We start from the raw sequence: 19,604 nt of genomic DNA on the forward strand, positions 1-19,604 counted from the left end.
TAGAGTGGGAGAAAAATATGAAAACTCTTGAGAAGGTAAACTATAAAGGTTTCATTTGGCCTTTAATTGTGGGAATTATTCTTTGGCTAATAACTCCTTGGCGACCAAGTGGCCTAACTCCACAAGCTTGGGAAATGTTTGCAATATTTGTTGCAACTATTGTTGGTTGTATTACTAAGCCACTTCCAATTGGAGGTACAACTTTAACAGGATTAGTTGTGACTGTTTTAGTTGGTCTTGCACCAATGAAAGATATTGTTAATAATAAAGGCGTAGTTGTAAATCAGGGGGTTCTTAGTTCATTTGGTAATTCAGCAGCTTGGTTGATTGCTATGGCCTTTATAATGGCTCATGGGATTAGTAAGACAGGTCTTGGAAATCGAATTGCTTATCTTATGATTGAAAAATTTGGTAAGAAATCACTCGGTATTGGGTATGCAATTACTGGATTGGAACTTATTTTAGGGGCTCTTATTCCATCTAATTCTGCTCGTACTGGAGGAGTTGTGTGGCCAGTGGTTCAATCAATTTCCGAAGATGGATATCATTCAGAACCTAATAGTCCCTCTCGTAAAAAAATAGGTGCATATATTGACTTTATGGCCTTTCATGCCAATATCTTATCAACTGCATTATTTATTACCGGTGCAGCGCCTAACATGGTTGCACAGCAATTAGCAGCTCAAAAAGGTTATCAAATGACATGGGCTGGATGGTTCTTTACAGCTGTAGTTCCAGTAGCTGTTTTAACTTTAATTATTCCATTGGTTATTTATAAAATTTATCCACCTGAAATTAAAGAAACACCAGATGCTAAAAAGTGGGCTGAAAGTAAACTTGAAAAAATGGGACCAATGTCAAAACCTGAAAAAATCATGTCAGCAGTTTTTTGCTTGTCAATTGTACTTTGGGTTTTGTCGGGATTCTTCAAGCTTGAACAATTAAACGCTACTTTTGTTGCATTCTTAGCCGTTGTACTTCTTTTAATTACTGGAGTACTTACTATGCAAGATGCTTTGAAAGAGACAGGCGCTTGGAATATTTTGATTTGGCTTTCAATTTTGATGTTTATGGCCGGAAAACTTATTTCATATGGTTTTATTTCATGGTTTTCAAATTTAGTTCAAAATGGTCTCCATGGTATTAGTTGGGGAATTGTTTTGGCAGTGCTTGTGCTCCTCATGTTCTACACACACTACTTCTTTGCAAGTGGTACTGCTCATATGACTGCACTTTATTTACCATTCCTATCAGTTGCTGTAGCAACTGGGGCTCCTCTGGGCCTTAGCGCAATGCTTTTAGCTTTTACAGGAGCAATTAATGCTTCAACTACTCACTATGCTAACGGTCCTGCTTCGATTCTTGCTACGACAGGTTATGTTAAGCAAAGTGAATGGTGGAAGATGAACTTTATTTTAGGACTTATCTACTTAGCCGTTTTTGGTACAGTAGGTACTCTTTGGATGAAAGTTATTGGTGTTTGGTAAATAATTAAACACTTAGTTATAACTAATATAAAAAAGAACTTGAGTTTTTAGTGGCTCAAGTTCTTTTTCTAGTACTGAAGACTAGTATAATTAAAAGAAAAAGCGAGGTTTTGATATGTTTTTTAAAACAAATGATAGTGTAAAAATTAGTTACACAGATACTGGTGAAGAAGATAAAGAAGCGGTTATCTGTATTCCGGGAATTGGTGCTTCTCATGAATTATGGAATGAAGCTGTGAAGTTGCTTAATAATCAATATCGAGTAATTGTAATGGATCCTCGTAACCAAGGTTTATCAGAGCGAACTTATAAAGGGCAGCGAATTTCACGTTTAGGAATGGACTTAGAAGAATTGCTAGATCATTTAAAATTAGATAAGGTAATTCTTATTGGAAATTCTATGGGAGCAGCGGTTATTTGGGCCAATATTTCCTTATTTACTTCACGTAGAGTTAATGCAATTATTGATTTAGATCAATCTCCAAAAATGGTAAAAGATGAAACTTGGCGTTATGGATTTAAAGATTTAGATTGGACTAACTTTCCAGATTATCTCAAGCTTGATATGGGACGAGCTACTTATAAACGTATTGATAATGAAATGCGGACTAAAGCAAAAGCAGAGTACGCTAGTCATCCTTATAATTCAGAAGATGATTTTGATTTGCTTTGTGATCATGCTAGTCAAGATTGGCGAAGTTTATTAATTGATTTAAAGGTGCCGATGTTGATTTTAGCTGGAGAAAATTCACCATATTTTAACAGTGACTTTGCTAGAGTGGTAGCAGGAATGAATGATAAATTTTCTTATAAAATCATCAAAGATTGTGGTCATGTGATTCAAGCTGAACAACCAGAAAAGATGTATGATGCAATTATTGAGTTTTTAAAAAATAATAATCGTTAAAAATTGTAGAAGATGTGAAAAATAACACAAACATCTTCTTTTTTTCTTAAATTAAGTAATTTTGTAATCATTTTCATTTTTTAAATATTTAAAAATTCTAGTTATAAATTGAAAAATATTAAAAATAAGAGTAGACTATAAATGTCGAATAATTATTTTAACTGCACAAACTTTAGTTAAGAGGTGCACAATATGGATAAAGTTGTAGATCTGTACTTAAATGTACCTGCTACACGCAAGAAGTGGGAAGCATTTTTAGAAAAGCTTGATTTACATAACTTCAGTCCTCGAGAAGTAGATGCGATTGATCATACTATTGGTTTAGTAGATGAAGAGGGACAGCTTGTTGGAACTGGTAGTGTAAGCGGTAATATATTGAAGTATGTTGCTGTTTGTAATCAAGATTCACAGCCTGGAGCAAGATTTAATAAGATTGTGACGGCTTTACAGCAATATTTATTTAATGAAAAAGTTTTTCACTTTTTTGTTTTTACAAAGGCAAAATACTCTGATAGTTTCCAGCACTTAGGTTTTACAGAATTAGCTAAAACTAAGCAAGCAGCCTTTCTTGAAAGCGGAACACCAGATGTTAAAGATTATGTTGAAGGTATTCCAAAAATTGAAAATCAAGAAAATAAAAAAATCGGTGCTATTGTAATGAATGCTAATCCTTTTACTAAAGGGCATCGTCACTTAGTGGAACTTGCAAGTCAAGACAATGATTTAGTATACGTATTTGTAGTAGCTACTGATGCGTCACTTTTTACTGCAGATGAAAGAATGAAGCTTGTAAAAGATGGAGTAAAGGACCTTAATAACGTTAAAGTTGTTAGTGGAGACGATTATATGGTGTCCAAGGCTACTTTTCCAGCTTACTTTTTAAAGAGCCCAGAAGACCTTATAGAGGTTCAGACAGCAATTGATGCTAAAGTTTTTAAAAATGTAATTGCACCACCACTTAATATTTCGCGTCGCTATTTAGGTAAAGAACCATTATCCTTAACTACTCATTATTATAATGTTTCTTTAGCTCATGAATTAGCTCCTGATATTGAAGTAATAACGATTCCTCGTTTAGAAGTAAATGGACATGTGATTACTGCAACTGAAGTACGACAACTTATAAAGACAGGGGACCTTGCTGGTATAGAAAAACTTGTACCAGCAACTACACTTGAATTTATTAAAGAAAATCTTGAAAAATTACAGGACAGAATTAAGAAAGGAATAAATATCGATGGAAATTAAGACTACTGGTGTTGCTGGTACTCTTGAAAGTTCAGATATTCAAATTATGATCTCCAAGGGTAATAACGGCATTGAAATTGACCTAGAATCAGAAGTAAAAAAGGCATATGGCGATGAAATTGAAAGAGTCATTACTGAAACTTTACAAAAGTATGGTTTAGATAATGTGAAAGTTAAAGCTACTGATAAAGGTGCGCTTGATTGTGTAATTAAGGCTCGTACATTAGCTGCTGCTCAAAGAGCAACTGAGACTTCAGATAAGCCAGATTTGGAGGTATTGTAATGACATATGTAAAAAATCGCTTACGTCGTACAATGATGTTTGTACCAGGTAATAATCCAGCTATGATTAAAGATGCTGGTATTTACGGTGCTGATTCTATTATGCTGGATTTAGAAGATTCAGTTTCTTTAACTGAAAAAGACGCTGCTAGAATGCTTGTTTATGAAGCAATAAAAACAGTTGATTTTGGAAATAGTGAAATTGTTGTTAGAATCAATGGTCAAGATACTCCATTTTATGATGAAGATGTTAAGGCGATGGTTAAGGCCGGCGTTGATGTTATTCGTTTACCTAAAACTGAATCTGCAGCAATGATTCATAAATTAATTAAAGATATGGAAAAAGCTGAAGAAGAATATGGAATTGAAAAGGATTCGATTGGTGTAATGGCTGCTATAGAAAGTGCCAAAGGTGTACTTAATTCACCAGAAATTGCTACTTCAACTCCGCTTATGATGGGGCTAGCAGTCAGTGGAGAAGACTATACTGCTGACATGCATACTCACCGTTATCCAGATGGACGTGAACTTGAATTTGCTCGTAATATGGTTCTGCAAGCTGCTCGTGCTGCAGATGTTTATGCTTTTGATACAGTATTTAGTAATATGAAAGATACTGAAGGCTTTTATCGTGAAACTAATTATATTCATGAATTAGGATATGATGGTAAGAGTTTAGTTAATCCACGTCAAATTCCGATGGTTAATAAGGTCTTTAATCCAACTAAAGAAGAAATTGAAGAAGCTAAGAATGTTGAAAATGCCATTAAAGAAGCAAAGGCAAAAGGTAGTGGTGTGATTTCAATGAATGGCAAGATGATTGATAAGCCAGTTGTAGAAAAAGCTACCCGTGTTCTTGAAACTGCAAAAGCTTCAAATTTGATTGATGAAGAAGGTAACTACATTGGAGAATAAAGTAAATCGCAACTTACCAGATGAAATTATGTCAGAAATGAATTTAAAGCCTTTTGAAACTACCGAAATTGGACATCCAGAAATTCAAAGAGTAGCTCCTAAAGTTCGAGTTACTAGCGGACAAGACAAGATCGTTGATTCGCTTGAAGAAGTAATTAAAAATAATTTAAAAGATGGGATGACTATTTCTTTTCACCATCATTTTAGAAATGGTGATTTTGCTTTTAACAAGGTAATGGATTTAATCATTAAGATGGGATATAAGGATTTAACTCTTGCTCCATCTTCTCTTACTGGAGTAATGAATGATAAAATCATCGAAGCAATTAAAAAGGGTGTAATTACTAATATCACCTCTTCAGGAATGCGTGGTAGTTTAGGTGACTTTGTATCACATGGTGGTCTTAAAAATCCAGTAATTTTCCGTTCTCATGGTAATCGTGCTCGTTCGATTGAAGAAGGCGAAATCAAGATTGATATTGCTTTTTTAGGTGTGCCTAATGCAGATCGAACAGGTAATGCAAATGGTCAAGAAGGGGATGCTGTATTTGGCTCACTTGGCTATGCTTTGATGGATGCAGCTTATGCAAATAAGGTTGTTTTGTTAACTGATAATATTGTTGATTATCCAAATACTCCTGCTTCTATCAAACAAGATCAAGTTGATTATGTTGTTAAAGTCGATAAAATTGGTGATCCTGATAAAATCGGCTCAGGTGCTACTCGTTTTACTAAAGATCCTAAGGAATTAATGATTGCTCAAATGGTTAACAAAGTAATTGTTAATTCACCATATTACAAAGAAGGGTTTAGCTTCCAAACAGGCTCTGGTGGTGCTGCTTTAGCAGTTACGCGTTATTTGCGTCAATCTATGATTGATGATGGAATTACAGCTTCATTTGCTTTAGGTGGAATTACTAAGCCAACTACTGATTTGCTTGAAGAAGGATTAGTAAATAAGGTAATGGACGTGCAGGACTTTGATAAGGGTGCTGCAGAATCTATGGCTAAAAATAAGAATCAACAAGAAATTGATGCTTCTTGGTATGCTGATCCACATAATAAAGGTGCAGTTGTTAATAATCTTGATGTGGCAATCTTATCTGCCCTTCAAATTGATACTGACTTCAATGTTAACGTTATGACGGGGTCTGATGGTGTTATTCGTGGAGCAATTGGTGGTCACCAAGATGCTGCAGCAGGCGCTAAAATGACAATTATTACAGCACCACTAGTTCGCGGACGAAATGCAACTGTTGTTCCAAGTGTTGAAACAGTGGTCACTCCAGGTTCATCAATTGATGTTTTAGTTACAGAACGTGGAATTGCGATTAATCCTGCTAGAAAAGACTTAAAAGAAGCTTTAAGTAAAGTTCCAGGTCTTAAGATTCTTGATATTAATGAATTACAGCAAATGGCAGAAAAGCAAGTAGGTGTTCCTAAACCGCTTGAATATACTGATAGAACAGTTGCTTTGATTGAGTATCGTGATGGTACAATCATTGATACGGTTAAGCAAGTTAAAGATTAATAAATTTTGATAAATAAAAATGTGTTCTGCTTTTTTAGAAGCAGGACACATTTTTTGTAAGGGATAAACAATGAAGACAATATTTGACGAAGGAAAATATCAGGGAATAGCAGAAGTCCTTGGTGAAAAAGATAGAAGAGTAAAAATGCAGGAGACTATTTTTAAGAAGTATCCAGATAGGGTTTTAGTTGATGTAAAGATGAACATACCAGGACCTATTAAAAATAATCAATATCTAGAAATGATGTTTAAAAAAGGCATTGATGAATTAGAAGGTATATTTTTAAAAAATAATTTGAGTTACAAGTTAGTTGTAAGTTGGAATTACGATACTGGATGTGAAAATTTTTATATAGTAGATAATAAAATAAATTATGTAAAAAAGTATTCCGTAAAATTTGAAGATAAGTCAGAATTAGGACGATTATTCGATGCAGATGTTTTAATAAAAAGTAAAAAACAGGCAATTTCAAGAAAAGATCTTGGATTACCTGCTAGAAAATGTTTTATTTGTTCACATCCGGCTAAAGAATGTGCTCGTTCACGAAGACATTCCATTGAAGAACTACAAAATTATATATTTCAAATTTATAGAAAAAATTTTAAAAATCAAACAAAAAAGTAAACAAATTTTATTTTGAAAAATTTGTTTTTTGATAAATTCTCTAATCTCGGAAGTGAAATTCCGAGATTTTTTTACGAATTAGTATCGTCTTAAAAACTATGATAATATATTTTTATTTGTTGTGAATGTTGCACAGTTAGAGGAGCTTAATATTATTATAATATAGTTTTATATTATTTATATTTACAAATAATCTTGAAATAAATTGGAATTAATGAGTTGTTTTATTTTAAATCGCTTCCAAATCGTGTTACTGTATAAGTGTTCGATGAGAGAACACCAGATATATCAAGGCTTCCAAACAAGCATTCTATATATGGCTTTATTAATTAGGAGGTATGTTTATATGTTTTCGAAGAAAAACGCTATGAAACAAAAGATTGAAAAAATGGAGCCTCAAAAGCAACGCTTCTCAATCCGTAAGTTTACTATCGGAGCTGCATCTGTATTAATTGGATTAACTTTCTTTGGGATGGAAGGACAATCAGTTCATGCTGATACTTTAAGTAAATCCCAAGTAGCACAAACCGAAAATAATACAGCTAAGACTGATTCTAAAGCTGACGTTAAAGTAGATGGCAACAAAGTTGTCGTTACAGGTCAACCAACACAAAAGGCTGCAAATACTAACCAAGCTGCTAAACAACCAACACAAAAAGCAGCAACCGCTACACAACAAGCTGCAAAGCAACCTGCACAACAAGCTGTAAGTACTAACCAAGCTGCTAAACAACCAACACAAAAAGCAGCAACTACTACACAACAAGCTGCAAAGCAACCTGCACAACAAGCCGTAAATGCTAACCAACAAGCTACTCAACAACCAACGCAAAAAGCAACTTCACAATCTGAGAAAGCAGTTACTCAACAACCAACACAAAAAGCTGCTGCTTTAACTCAAAAAGATAAAGTTGCTCAACAATCACAATCATTAGCACAAAAACCTGCTACTCAAACTGCTGCTCAATCATCTTCAGAAGTTCAAGCTACTCACGTTAAGACTGAAAATGATTTACAAGCTGCTTTGAATAACACTCAAGTTACTAATATTGTTCTTGATAATGATATTATAAGTAATAACAGCAATTATTTCAACTTAAATAATGGAACCGCTCGTCAAGTTACTATTTCAGGTGACAACGGTAGTGGTAAGAATGCAAGTTGGGATGCTGGTAGTAACTATATTTGGTTAGGTCAAGGTACTGAAAACAACAACCAACAATGGGACATTACTTATAAAGATATTAACATTGCTTCAAGTAATCAACAAGGTTACAGCCCAATTAGCTTTGGCGATAATGTTACTGGTACAGTAAACTTTGAAAATGTAACTAATGGTGGTAACGGTGTATTACTTTACGCACCTAAAGCTAATGTAAATATTAGTAATACTACTTCATCACCTGTAGGTAATTCAACTGACCCTAACATTACTGCTAATAACGTAAATGTTGGTGATAATGTTACTTTGAATACTACTTCAACTCCTTACCAACAAGGTGACATTTATGCAAGTGGTGATGTCATTGTTAGTGGTAAGAATGTTAAGTTAACTGCTAAGGGTACTGATGGTAGCCTTACAAACCCAGTTACTAACATTAGAGCTGGTCGTAATGTAGTATTTAAGACTGGAGCAGATGTTGAATTATCTGGTTCAAATGCTAAAAACGAATATATTACTAACTTGTTCACAAGAGGTACACTTGATATTCAAGAAGGTGCTAAGGTTGTCATTAACACTGATGTTCAAGCAATGAACCTTCCAACTCCAACTGATCAAGGTGGCTTTAACAGTTACGACTTCCCACATGGCAGAGCATCAATTAACCTTTACAACTATGGTGCAAATATTGATGGTGATTTAACTATTAATGAATCTGCTCCTGCAGGTTCAAGTGGTGTAATTGCAGGTATTGCTGTTCAAGGTAATCCTAACAATATGGCTGATGTAATTATTGGTTCAAAGGGTAGTTACACTATTAACTCAACTGGTTCACGTGATACCCGTGGTATCTTCTTTAGTGCTGATAACCATACTTTAGGTTTAAAGGAAGGTGCTAAAGCTACATTTAACATGGGTCACGGTGTTTCAAACGCTGTATTCAGAGCTGATAACATTATTTTGAAGCCAAAGGCAAGCATTAACATCACTACTTACCAAGATAACAATGGTAATGCAAATAATGGTATTCAAGCCGATGGTGCTGGTGACCACTCAGGTCCTATCGTTGTAGGTTGGAATCCACAAACAGGTACCCCAGACAAGTCAGACTTTGTAACTAACAATACTCACGCTACTATTGATATTGAAGGTGGATCTAACTTAACTATTATCCGTAAAGTTGATGGTACTTCTAAGCAAGCTAACAGTCCATTAATTGTTTATGGTTCTAACGGTGGTAACCCATTCAACATGTACTTGACAATGAACAATGGTACATTAGACCTTGAAGATGCTTTGCAAATGGATAGTAATACTGGTACACCGCATGATACTGTTAAATATTCTCAATATCTAGGTAGTAGACAAAATGTCTTTCCAATTGGTATGATTGCAATGTATGCCCTTGCTTCAAACAACTATGTACAAATTACTAACCCACAATTATTCAAGATGGAAAGAACTGGCTATCAAAAGGGTATGTTCTTCCGTCTCGAAGGTGGTAAGAATGAAATTTCTATTACTTCAAATAATGGTACTCCAATTCCACTTGATTATGATTCAATAGCAGGCGTTAAGTATACTAATGGTAATGTATCTACTGCTAACCATTATCACTGGGATGTTACAAGTATTAACACTGTAAACAAGTGGGGGAACTGGTCTTGCAACTTTAACAATAAGAATGCTCTAACTTCAGTAGCTCCATCTTCATCTTCAAAAGGTATTTCATTTGGCGAAGCTGATGCTAGTGTAAGCTTTGCACCTCAAGTTGCATCAGTTGATGGCAATTCTGGCATGTCAACACCTTATGACTTTAACAACTACTTCAACTGGTGGGGTGGTTCTAAGATCGCCTTGGGTAGTAAGTTGATTAAAGATGCTGATAAGTATAACCCAAAGGGTGGTACTATCACTGTTAATGAAAATGCTACTTTGACACCAGAAGATGCTGCTAATGCTATTACAAATAAGTCAGAATTAGGCGGCAACCCAACTTATTCTTGGGATAAAGATGCTACTCCAAGTACTGCTAAGCCAGGTACCTTTGATGGTAAGGTTGTTGTAACTTATGATGATAAGTCAAGCAGTGTAGTTGCAGTTAAAGTTATCGTAAGAAGCTTAGCTGAAGAATATACTCCAGTTGGTCAAGATATCCATGTAAAGCAATATCAACCTGCAAAGGCAATTGACGGTATCAAGAACACTGCAGATATGCCAAAGGGTACTGAATATACTTGGAAAGAAGCTCCAGATACTTCAATTGTAGGTTCTCAAATTGCTACAATTGTTGTAACCTTCCCAGACAAGTCAACTAAGGATGTTCCAGTTAACGTATTTGTAACTGGTACTACTGATAAGAAGTCAGATGCTGAACAATATGTTCCAGTTGGTCAAGACATTCATGTAAAGAAGGGTGAACCTGTAAAGGCAATTGACGGTATCAAGAACACTGCAGATATGCCAAAGGGTACTCAATACACTTGGAAGACAACTCCAGATACTTCAAAGGTTGGTACTCAACCAGCAATCGTTATTGTAACTTACCCAGATAAGTCAAGAAATGACGTTTCAATTAAGGTTATTGTAACTGATTCTACTAAGCCAGCTGAAAAGACTGATGCTGAAAAGTATGAACCAGTTGCTCAACCAGTAACTGTTGATAAGGGCGCTGTTGCCAAGGCAATTGATGGTATCAAGAATACCTCAGATATGCCAAAGGGTACTGATTACACTTGGAAGACAACTCCAGATACTTCAAAGGTTGGTACTCAACCAGCAACTGTTATTGTAACTTACCCAGATGGTTCAAAGGATGAAGTTCCAACTACTGTTATTGTTAAGGATGAAAACAAGCCAGTAAATCCTGATCAACCAGTAAACCCAGAACCAGAGACTCCAACTACCCCAACAGATACTAATAATACTACTCCTCAAACTAAGGTAATTGAACCTACTGATATTAATGACCCAGCTCAAAAAGACTTGTTTAAGACTGTAACTAGAGTTATTACTATTAAGAAGCCTGGTGAAAAGACTCAAACAATTACTCAAACTGCAAACTTTACTAGAAACAAGACTATTAATGTTGCTACTGGTGAAGTAGTTTCATACGGTAACTGGACTCCAGCTGAAAAGACATTTGATAGTGTTGATGTTCCAGAAATTGATGGTTACACTGCAAACGTTGACGGAAATGTTGATGAAGTAGAAGTAACTGCTGATTCAGATGACATGACTGCTACAGTAACTTACACTCGTGATGAAAAGAAGCACGAAAGTGAAAAGTCTGAAAAGACTGAAAAGCACGAAGAACCATCTGCAGAAAAGAAGTCATCTGCTACAATGTCAGGCAAGACTCATGCTAAAGTTAGTGAAGTTGGCTACAACTACAACAACTCTCCAAGAGCAGAAGCTGGTTATAACTATAATAATACTCCAAAGTCAACTGTACTTCCTGGTTGGCTTAAGGGTAACACTCCACAAACTATTGCATGGCTTAGAAGTCATGGCTATCAAGTAACAGTTGGTCCTAACGGTGAAATCGTTAAGATTACTAAGACTATGGGTGGCAAGACTTACACTTATGAAATTGGTAAGAATGGTCAATTAGTTGCAACTGCTGTTTCAGGCAATAAGACTAGTGCTAAGACTTTACCACAAACAGGTTCTAAAGATGCAAGTGTTGCTGCTTCAGTTGGCTTAGCTGTAGCTGCTGCTGGTACTATGTTAGGTCTTGCTGCAGATCGCAAGCGTAAAGAAGACAAGTAATTGTTGAATAACATCTTTCTTGAACAATAAAAGAAAATTAATTCAATAACTTTCTAGTCAATAAACCTAAAAAAGTCAGTTCGATATGAACTGGCTTTTTTGTGTCCAAAAAAATAATTAAGTTAATTTTCGTTGGCTTTTTGCCAAACTCGTTCCGCAATTCCTTCGCTTGTAACTAAGTGAGTAAAAATCCCGCTTCTAAGAGCTCCTAATAAAGCGTTTGTTTTAAAACGGTTCTTCACAATTACAAAGCGATTAGGAGTATTTTGTAAATCTTTTATTGAAATTGAACAAATATTATTGTCAAGTTGAGTAAAAAAGTTACCTTCTATGTCATAAGCATGACCAAAAACTAATCCAGCTATTTTATTCACATCAATATCCTTAAATAAAATAGGAGCATAATTTTTCATAAAAAATTGATTTACTTGAATTGATTGAAATGTTCCTAGTCCAGCAAAAGTTAAGTCAAGATTTTGATAGTAATTAATCAAATTTTGATAAAAAGGCTCTTGTTGAATATCTTTAATTAATTGTGGATTTTTTACATATAAAGGAGCAGGTAAAGTATAAGCTTTTGCATTAAATTTTGTAGCAGCTTCTTGAGTTAGTTGCTTTTTTCGAGGACTAGAATTGAATGTTTGTCCAGAAAGTTGAATAAAATTTAAATCTTTTCGCTCCTCTTCTTTAAAAAATCGAATAATATCCATCATTAAAGTTCCCCAGCTCATTCCAATATTGTGAGCACTTTTAGCGTAATTTTGAATTTGTTGTGCAGCGAATTTTACGATAGCTTCATTATCTTGATTAGTAGTATCTTGATCTTTTAAAATAAATACTTCTTTAAGGTGAAATTTGTTTTGAAATTTACGTTCAAGTTCTGAATCTCGTTTTGTTTGTTGTTGAATACTGATTTGTACAATGCCGTGTTTTTGTGCATCATCTAGAGCTTTGGATACTAAATAGCGTGAAAGATTGTATTTTTGTGAAATATCAGCAATATTTAATTTACTTAAATAATAATCATGGGCAATCCCTGCTAGAATGTCATCTGTAAGTTGTGTCATTGTATACCTTACCTTCCTTAATTAATAGAATTCACTTCACCTATTATTATATACTTAATTATTTGAATTATTTTAATAAATAGACTTATTTTTGAAAAATGCAAAAATTGAATTTGTGGTAGAATATTAAAGTTGGTGAAAATTTATGTTAGAAGAGGAAATATAAAATGACTGAAGATGAACATGGATATACACATCATTTGTCACATCATCACCATATGAAAATTCAGTGGGATGATTTTTTTAAAAGTGATGATAATACACTTGCTCGTAATGCAACCATTGTTGAAAAAGGATCCTTAGTTGGTAGAATTGGAATCATGCTTTTAAGTTGTGGTACGGGAGCATGGAGAGTTCGAGATTCGATGGATACAATTGCTAGAACACTTGGTATTACTTGTTCTGCTGATATTGGCTTAGTCTCAATTGAATATACTTGTTTTGGACTAAATAATGAATCATATTCTCAAACTTTATCCATTCCATCAACTGGTGTTAATATGACTAAGTTAAATGCAATGGAGAAGTTTGTACGGCAATTTGAAAAAGGACATGGTCATTGGACTTTAGGGCAAATTAAAACCCGACTAAATGAAATTGAAGGTTTTACTGCATCATATCCAACTTGGATTACTGGACTTGCTTCCGGGCTTGCGTGTGCTGGGTTTATTTTTTTATTAGGCGGAAGTCTTCCTGAAGTCATTTGTGCTTTCTTTGGAGCCGGAGTGGGTAATTATGTTCGAGGAGAAATGGGAAAACATAAAATCACTTTGGTTGCAAAGATTGCAGCAGGTGTAGCAGTTGCTTGTGCAGTATATTTTGCCATATTTATGCTTTTGCAAAAGTTAACAAATATAGATTATCACCATATCTATGGTTATATTGGAGCAATGTTATTCGTAATTCCTGGTTTTCCTTTCATTACCTCAGGATTGGACATGTCAAAACTAGATATGAGGTCAGGACTAGAGAGAATGACTTATGCTGCTTTAATTATTTTAATTGCTACTATGACTGGATGGGCAGTAGCGATGATTTTACAGATTCATCCAGGTACAATGCCCAAACTACAACTTAATCCAATTGTTTTAACGGTGTTACGGTTTATTGCAAGTTTTTGTGGTGTTTTTGGCTTTTCAATTATGTTCAATTCTCGCCCTGAAATGGCAGCAACAGCAGCTGTAAGCGGAGCAATTGCTAATACTTTGAGACTTAGTTTGGTAGATTTTGATCATATTCCAGCAGCTTTAGCTGCCTTTATTGGTGCGACACTTGCTGGTCTTTTGGCAAGTATTGTAAGAAACAAGGTTGGTTTTCCTAGAATTGCCTTAACAGTTCCATCTATTGTAATTATGGTGCCGGGACTATATATGTATAAAGCAATGTTTAACTTTGGAATGACAAATATTAATATTGGAGCGTATTGGATTGTAGAAGCGTTGATGATTGTGGCAGCATTGCCTTTAGGACTTTTAACAGCAAGAATTATTACTGATAAAAAATGGCGCCATGTTGATTGGTAATAAAAAAGAGAGCAACTTAATTGCTCTCTTTTTTATTTAAAAATATGCTATTTAATAAAATGCTGTACTCATGATGAGTAAAACAGCAGCAATTGCGACCCCAAAGCCAACAATGCCTAACATAATATTCATCTATATCATCTTCTTCTATAAGTCTATATGTGGCACAAAAATAGTATAACACAAAATGAGATGATATGAAAGCGATTACCTATTCTAAAAGATCTCCAAAAGTTGCCTCTGTAACTTTTTGTAAATCCATTGGATTAAGAAATACACTGCGTCCGACTTTACCACTTGAAACTCCAACTTCTTCTTGGTCTTTCATACTGTTATCAAGGTAAATAGAGTAATGATGAGTAAAATGAATTCCAATTGGTGTGTTAGCTCCATGAACATAACCAGTTGTTTTTTCTAATTTTTTTAGTGGAATCATTTCGCACTTTTTATTACCAGAAATTTTAGCTAATTTTTTCATGCTTAAGTGTTCTGTTACTGGAACTACACCGACTAAAGGACCGGTTTTATTTCCTTCAACGGCTAAGGTTTTGTAGACCAAATGCTCATTTTCATTTAAAATGGAAGTGTCCATTTGCGCTACACCGCCTTTATCTTCGCGAGTTGCAAATGATGCTTGACGGTATTTGATCTTATGTTGATCAAGAATTTTTTCAACTAACGTTTTTTCGAGTTTGTTTTTCTTTTTCTTCTTTGACATATTAATCACCGTTTACATGATAACATTGAAATTGATTTTTAAAAAGGAAGTAAAAAATGAAGTTATTAGTTATAAAAATAGAAACCAGTCATGAAGTAGAAGATGCTTTGAGTATTTTTAGTCAAGATAATTTAAATTCACTTGGAACAGAAACTAGAAAAAGAAGTGACTTTGAAAAAGTAGGTCAACTTCATGATTCTACTGTTGTTGAAATGAATGATATTGAAGATTTGCCAAAAGATACACAATTTATGGCATATTTTGATGAAGAAGCTGATAAGGATAATTTAATTAAAAAATTCAATGAAAAATTGCAAGAATTAAAAGGTTATGGCTTGAATATTGGAGAAGGTAAAATCACTACTTCTTATGTGGCAGATCAAGATTGGAATACAGCTTGGCAAAAATATTATCATGTAATTGATTTTTCACGTCATTTAGCAATTGTTCCAGAATGGGAAGATTATCAACCTAAGTTTGAAGATCAAAAACTTATTAGACTTGATCCAGGTTTGGCTTTTGGTACAGGAAATCATAAAACCACTCAACTTGCAATGATGGGGCTTGAAAGAGCAATGCTTAAGCCAGTGGATGTTGTGGATGTTGGAACTGGTAGTGGAATTTTAGCAATTGCAGCTGCAGAATTAGGTGCAAAGCATGTTTTAGCAACTGATATTTCTGATGAATCAATGAGTGCAGCTAAAGAAAACGCAGCTCTTAATAATCTAACTAATATTGAGCTTCAAAAAACAAGTCTTTTAAAAGATGTAAAGGGTAAATTTGATATCATTGTCGCTAATATTTTGGCAGAAATTTTATTAGATTTAATTCCACAAATGAACGAACATTTGAATGAAAATGGTCAAGTTATTTTTTCTGGAATTGATTATTTACAATTACCTAAGATAGAAAAAGCATTAGATGAAAATGGTTTTAAGATTGATTTAAGTATGCGACAAGGTCGTTGGGTAGGACTTGCAATTACTAGAAAAGACTTAGATAACTAGATAAATTAGCAAATAGTGGTACAATAGTAACAAATTAAATTAAACTTAGATTAGGAGTCGAAAGTTTTAATGAAAAAATTAAGTACAAAATACGAAACAGTGCCAGTAGTTATGTGGAGTTTAATAATTGCTGCGTTGCCGTATTTATTTAGCTTAGTTGAAATTCCTGTTGTTTGGCGCGTGGGATTATTATTTATGATTATTAATGTAATAATCAGTTATCATGTAGGAAAAGTTATTAAGAAAAATCGACTTAGCCGATTATGGTTGCTTATTTTACCGTTGATTTTTTGTGTAGCTGTTTTATTTAAGTTTGCTGAATATAATCTCCTATTTGGGCTTGTGTACTTAATTTTTGAAATGTTTGGCTATATGAGTAAGCAAATGTACCGTTAGGAAGGGATGGTTTTATGTCAAAGTATATTGAAATGACACATGATCAGGTGATTGATACTTGCAAAAAGTATATGGATAAATCACAATTAGCTTTTGTAGAAAAAGCATATGAGTATGCAAATAATGCTCATAGCGGACAAACTCGTGCATCTGGTCAACCATATATTATTCACCCAACACAAGTTGCAGGTACACTTGCTAATTTAGGACTTGATCCTGATACAATTGCGGCAGGATTTTTACATGACACAGTAGAAGATACACCAGTTACAAATGATGATATTAAAAATGAATTTGGTGAAGATGTGGCTTTTATTGTTGATGGGGTAACTAAGCTCAATAAGTATCAATATAAGTCTCATCAAGAGTTTTTAGCAGAAAATCATAGAAAAATGCTAATTGCAATGGCTAAAGACTTACGAGTAATTATGGTCAAATTAGCAGACCGTTTGCATAATATGCATACTTTACAGCATCTGCGTCCTGATAAGCAGCGTCGTATTTCTTCTGAAACAATGGATATTTATGCACCGCTTGCAGATAGATTGGGTATTGGAACTATCAAGTGGGAACTTGAAGATATGAGTTTTCATTATCTTAACCCAGAAGCTTATTACAGAATTGTCAACTTGATGGATGTTAAACGTAGTCAGCGAGAAAGTTATATTTCTGATGCAATTTCTGTAATGAAGAAGACTTTAGACAGTTTAGGAATTGAATATGAAATCTATGGTCGCCCTAAGCACATTTATTCAATTTATAAAAAAATGGTCAATAAGCATAAGGACTTTGATGAAATATATGATTTATTGGCTGTTAGAGTAATCGTCAAAACGGTAAGAGATTGTTATGCAGTACTTGGTGCAGTTCATACTGAATGGAAGCCTATGACAGGTCGATTTAAAGACTATATTGCAGTTCCTAAAGTTAACGGCTATCAATCTCTCCATACGACAATTATTGGTCCAGGCGGCAAGCCTCTTGAAATCCAAATCAGAACTGAACAAATGCATGAAGTTGCTGAATATGGTGTGGCTGCTCACTGGGCATATAAACGTGGAAACTTTGAAGGAGTGAAAGAATCCACTTCTGGCGAAAAACTGGACATGGTTCGCGAAATTTTAGAGCTTAAAGATGAAACTAAAGATGCTGGCGAATTTATGAAAAGTGTCAAAAGTGATATTTTTTCAGATAGAGTTTATGTGTTTACTCCACGTGGAGAAGTTTATGAACTACCAAAAGGATCAGTAACTTTAGATTTTGCTTATGCAATTCATACTCAAGTCGGTAATCATGCAGTTGGAGCTAAAGTTAATAATAAATTAGTTCCACTTGATTATAAGCTTAAAAACGGTGATGTCATTGAAATCATGACACAGACTAATGCTGCTCCAAGCCGTGATTGGGTAGATATTGTAAAAACAAGCCGAGCACGTAATAAAGTTAAGCGCTACTTTAAAGAACAAGATCGTGAAGAAAGTATTCACCGTGGTCAACAAGAATTAGCAGAAATGCTTAAAAATCATGATTTGTCTACAAAAGAATATATGGATAAAGACCATATTGAAAAGTTAGTAGAACACTTTAATTATCATAATGCTGATGAATTATTTGCTACAATTGGCTTTGGTGATCAATCAGTTATCAGTGTGTTTAATCAATTAACGATTGATTTGCGCAGAAAAGATGAAAAAGAAAAGCAAAAGAAACTTGAGGAAAAAATTCTAAACTCTGGTCAAAAAGCTGCCAATGATGATAAGAAGCAATCTAAGAGTTCTTCTGCAATGAAAGTCAAACATCGTGATGGTGTAATGATTCAAGGTGTTAGCGACTTAATGTTGCACTTAGCCAAATGCTGCAATCCAGTGCCGGGAGACAAGATAATTGGTTATGTAACTAAAGGTCGCGGGGTAACGATTCACAGACAAGATTGTCGAAATATTACTAAAGAAGCTGAAGAACAAGGACGCTTAATTGATGTTGAATGGGAAAATGTTGGAGAAAATAATCAATCATTTAATGCAAACTTAGAAATTTTTGGTTATAATCGTTCTAATTTATTAAGCGAAGTGATTAATAAGCTTAATTCATTAACTAGTAACATTAATAATATTTCAGGTAAAGTCAATGAAGAGAACATTGCCCACATGTATGTAACTGTTGCGGTAAAGAATTCAGGACAATTGGATGATATTTTAAGTAAATTACGTGATATTCCTGATGTTTATGAAACAAAGAGGTCAGATAATTAATGCGAGTTATAATTCAAAGAGTAAATAAAGCGCAAGTTGATATTGATAATGAAACTGTCGGAAAAATAAAGCGTGGATTTTTGTTATTAGTTGGAATTGCAGAAGGTGATGAGCTTCCAGTAATTAAAAAAGCTGCTGACAAAATTGCTAAGATGCGAATTTTTGAAGATGAGGATGGTAAAACTAATTTATCTTTAAAAGATGTTAATGGTGAAATTCTTAGTGTAAGTCAGTTTACGCTTTTAGCTGATACTAAAAAGGGCAATCGCCCAAGCTTTGTTCATGCAATGCGTCCGCCAAAATCAAAAGAATTATGGAAAGACTTTAACCAAGAGTTAATAGATAAAGGTTTTCATGTAGAAACAGGTCATTTTGGAGCTGATATGCAAGTTAGCCTTGAAAATGATGGTCCATTTACAATTGTTTTAGATTTATAAAATAATGCGCTTTCATAGGTTGACTTTATTCTATTAAAAATATAAGCTAGAAAAAGAATTATCGATGACAAAGATTGAAGATTAGCAATTATTCATTTTCAGAGACTGCTTATTTTGGTGAAAGAGCAGATGAATAGCTAACTGTGACCCCTTTAACAGATAATAGTTCGTGTCGCGAGCGTTAATCGTAGCAAGCAAAAGGTGGTACCGTGCTAATCTTAAGCGCCCTTGATTTAATTCAAGGACGCTTTTTATTTTGTTAATTAAAAAAAGGAT

The 19,604-nt window shown here is 34.3% G+C and carries 15 protein-coding genes; 13 read left to right on the forward strand and 2 right to left on the reverse strand.

Annotation, left to right across the window (positions count from 1 at the left end; all coding sequences use genetic code 11):
• Positions 1–17: 17 nt before the first annotated feature.
• The 8 genes from ACTHPI_RS06560 (at position 18) to ACTHPI_RS06595 (ending at position 11,928) form a co-directional block, all read left to right on the forward strand.
• Positions 18–1,487 carry a DASS family sodium-coupled anion symporter gene (locus tag ACTHPI_RS06560; RefSeq protein WP_445353367.1) on the forward strand — a complete coding sequence of 490 codons (1,470 nt, stop codon included), beginning with the start codon at positions 18–20 and terminating at the stop codon, positions 1,485–1,487.
• Between the two features lie 115 nt (positions 1,488–1,602).
• Positions 1,603–2,394, forward strand: a complete 792-nt coding sequence (locus ACTHPI_RS06565; protein ID WP_445353368.1) for an alpha/beta fold hydrolase — start codon at positions 1,603–1,605, stop codon at positions 2,392–2,394.
• A gap of 192 nt (positions 2,395–2,586) precedes the next feature.
• Positions 2,587–3,642, forward strand: coding sequence for a [citrate (pro-3S)-lyase] ligase (gene citC / locus ACTHPI_RS06570; RefSeq protein ID WP_445353369.1), 1,056 nt, complete (start codon positions 2,587–2,589; stop codon positions 3,640–3,642).
• Positions 3,632–3,925, forward strand: coding sequence for a citrate lyase acyl carrier protein (gene citD / locus ACTHPI_RS06575; protein ID WP_445353370.1), 294 nt, complete (start codon positions 3,632–3,634; stop codon positions 3,923–3,925). Before citC ends, citD begins: the two co-directional genes overlap by 11 nt.
• Positions 3,925–4,839: an aldolase/citrate lyase family protein gene (locus ACTHPI_RS06580; RefSeq protein ID WP_445353371.1), complete on the forward strand. Its 915-nt coding sequence runs from the start codon at positions 3,925–3,927 to the stop codon at positions 4,837–4,839. The genes citD and ACTHPI_RS06580 overlap by 1 nt, the downstream gene beginning before the upstream one ends.
• Positions 4,829–6,370 carry a citrate lyase subunit alpha gene (gene citF / locus ACTHPI_RS06585; protein WP_445353372.1) on the forward strand — a complete coding sequence of 514 codons (1,542 nt, stop codon included), beginning with the start codon at positions 4,829–4,831 and terminating at the stop codon, positions 6,368–6,370. The genes ACTHPI_RS06580 and citF overlap by 11 nt, the downstream gene beginning before the upstream one ends.
• Before the next feature lie 70 nt (positions 6,371–6,440).
• Positions 6,441–6,995: a citrate lyase holo-[acyl-carrier protein] synthase gene (gene citX, locus ACTHPI_RS06590; protein ID WP_445353373.1), complete on the forward strand. Its 555-nt coding sequence runs from the start codon at positions 6,441–6,443 to the stop codon at positions 6,993–6,995.
• A gap of 346 nt (positions 6,996–7,341) precedes the next feature.
• Complete coding sequence (locus ACTHPI_RS06595) at positions 7,342–11,928, forward strand: Rib/alpha-like domain-containing protein (RefSeq protein ID WP_445353374.1); 4,587 nt, start codon at positions 7,342–7,344, stop codon at positions 11,926–11,928.
• A 122-nt stretch (positions 11,929–12,050) separates the two neighbouring features.
• Here ACTHPI_RS06595 and ACTHPI_RS06600 read toward each other — a convergent pair whose 3' ends face one another.
• The gene (locus tag ACTHPI_RS06600; protein ID WP_445353375.1) at positions 12,051–12,995 is read right to left on the reverse strand and encodes a sugar-binding transcriptional regulator; all 945 of its coding nucleotides are present in this window, start codon (positions 12,993–12,995) and stop codon (positions 12,051–12,053) included.
• A 167-nt stretch (positions 12,996–13,162) separates the two neighbouring features.
• On the opposite strand from ACTHPI_RS06600, the gene ACTHPI_RS06605 reads away from it, so the two are divergent.
• Complete coding sequence (locus ACTHPI_RS06605; protein ID WP_445353376.1) at positions 13,163–14,518, forward strand: threonine/serine ThrE exporter family protein; 1,356 nt, start codon at positions 13,163–13,165, stop codon at positions 14,516–14,518.
• A 211-nt stretch (positions 14,519–14,729) separates the two neighbouring features.
• On the opposite strand, the gene ybaK is transcribed toward ACTHPI_RS06605, so the two are convergent.
• Positions 14,730–15,236 carry a Cys-tRNA(Pro) deacylase gene (gene ybaK, locus ACTHPI_RS06610; protein WP_445353377.1) on the reverse strand — a complete coding sequence of 169 codons (507 nt, stop codon included), beginning with the start codon at positions 15,234–15,236 and terminating at the stop codon, positions 14,730–14,732.
• 56 nt (positions 15,237–15,292) lie between these two features.
• Here ybaK and prmA point away from each other — a divergent pair, with 56 nt between their 5' ends.
• From prmA to dtd, 4 genes are all read left to right on the forward strand, one after another.
• Positions 15,293–16,243: a 50S ribosomal protein L11 methyltransferase gene (prmA, locus tag ACTHPI_RS06615; protein ID WP_445353378.1), complete on the forward strand. Its 951-nt coding sequence runs from the start codon at positions 15,293–15,295 to the stop codon at positions 16,241–16,243.
• A gap of 69 nt (positions 16,244–16,312) precedes the next feature.
• Positions 16,313–16,639, forward strand: coding sequence for a hypothetical protein (locus ACTHPI_RS06620; protein WP_445353379.1), 327 nt, complete (start codon positions 16,313–16,315; stop codon positions 16,637–16,639).
• Positions 16,640–16,653: 14 nt separating this feature from the next.
• Complete coding sequence (locus tag ACTHPI_RS06625; protein WP_445353380.1) at positions 16,654–18,891, forward strand: RelA/SpoT family protein; 2,238 nt, start codon at positions 16,654–16,656, stop codon at positions 18,889–18,891.
• Positions 18,891–19,328 (forward strand): D-aminoacyl-tRNA deacylase, encoded by a 438-nt coding sequence (dtd, locus tag ACTHPI_RS06630; RefSeq protein WP_445353381.1) that lies wholly within the window; start codon positions 18,891–18,893, stop codon positions 19,326–19,328. Before ACTHPI_RS06625 ends, dtd begins: the two co-directional genes overlap by 1 nt.
• Positions 19,329–19,604: the final 276 nt, after the last annotated feature.

Source organism: Lactobacillus sp. PSON, from assembly GCF_052615405.1.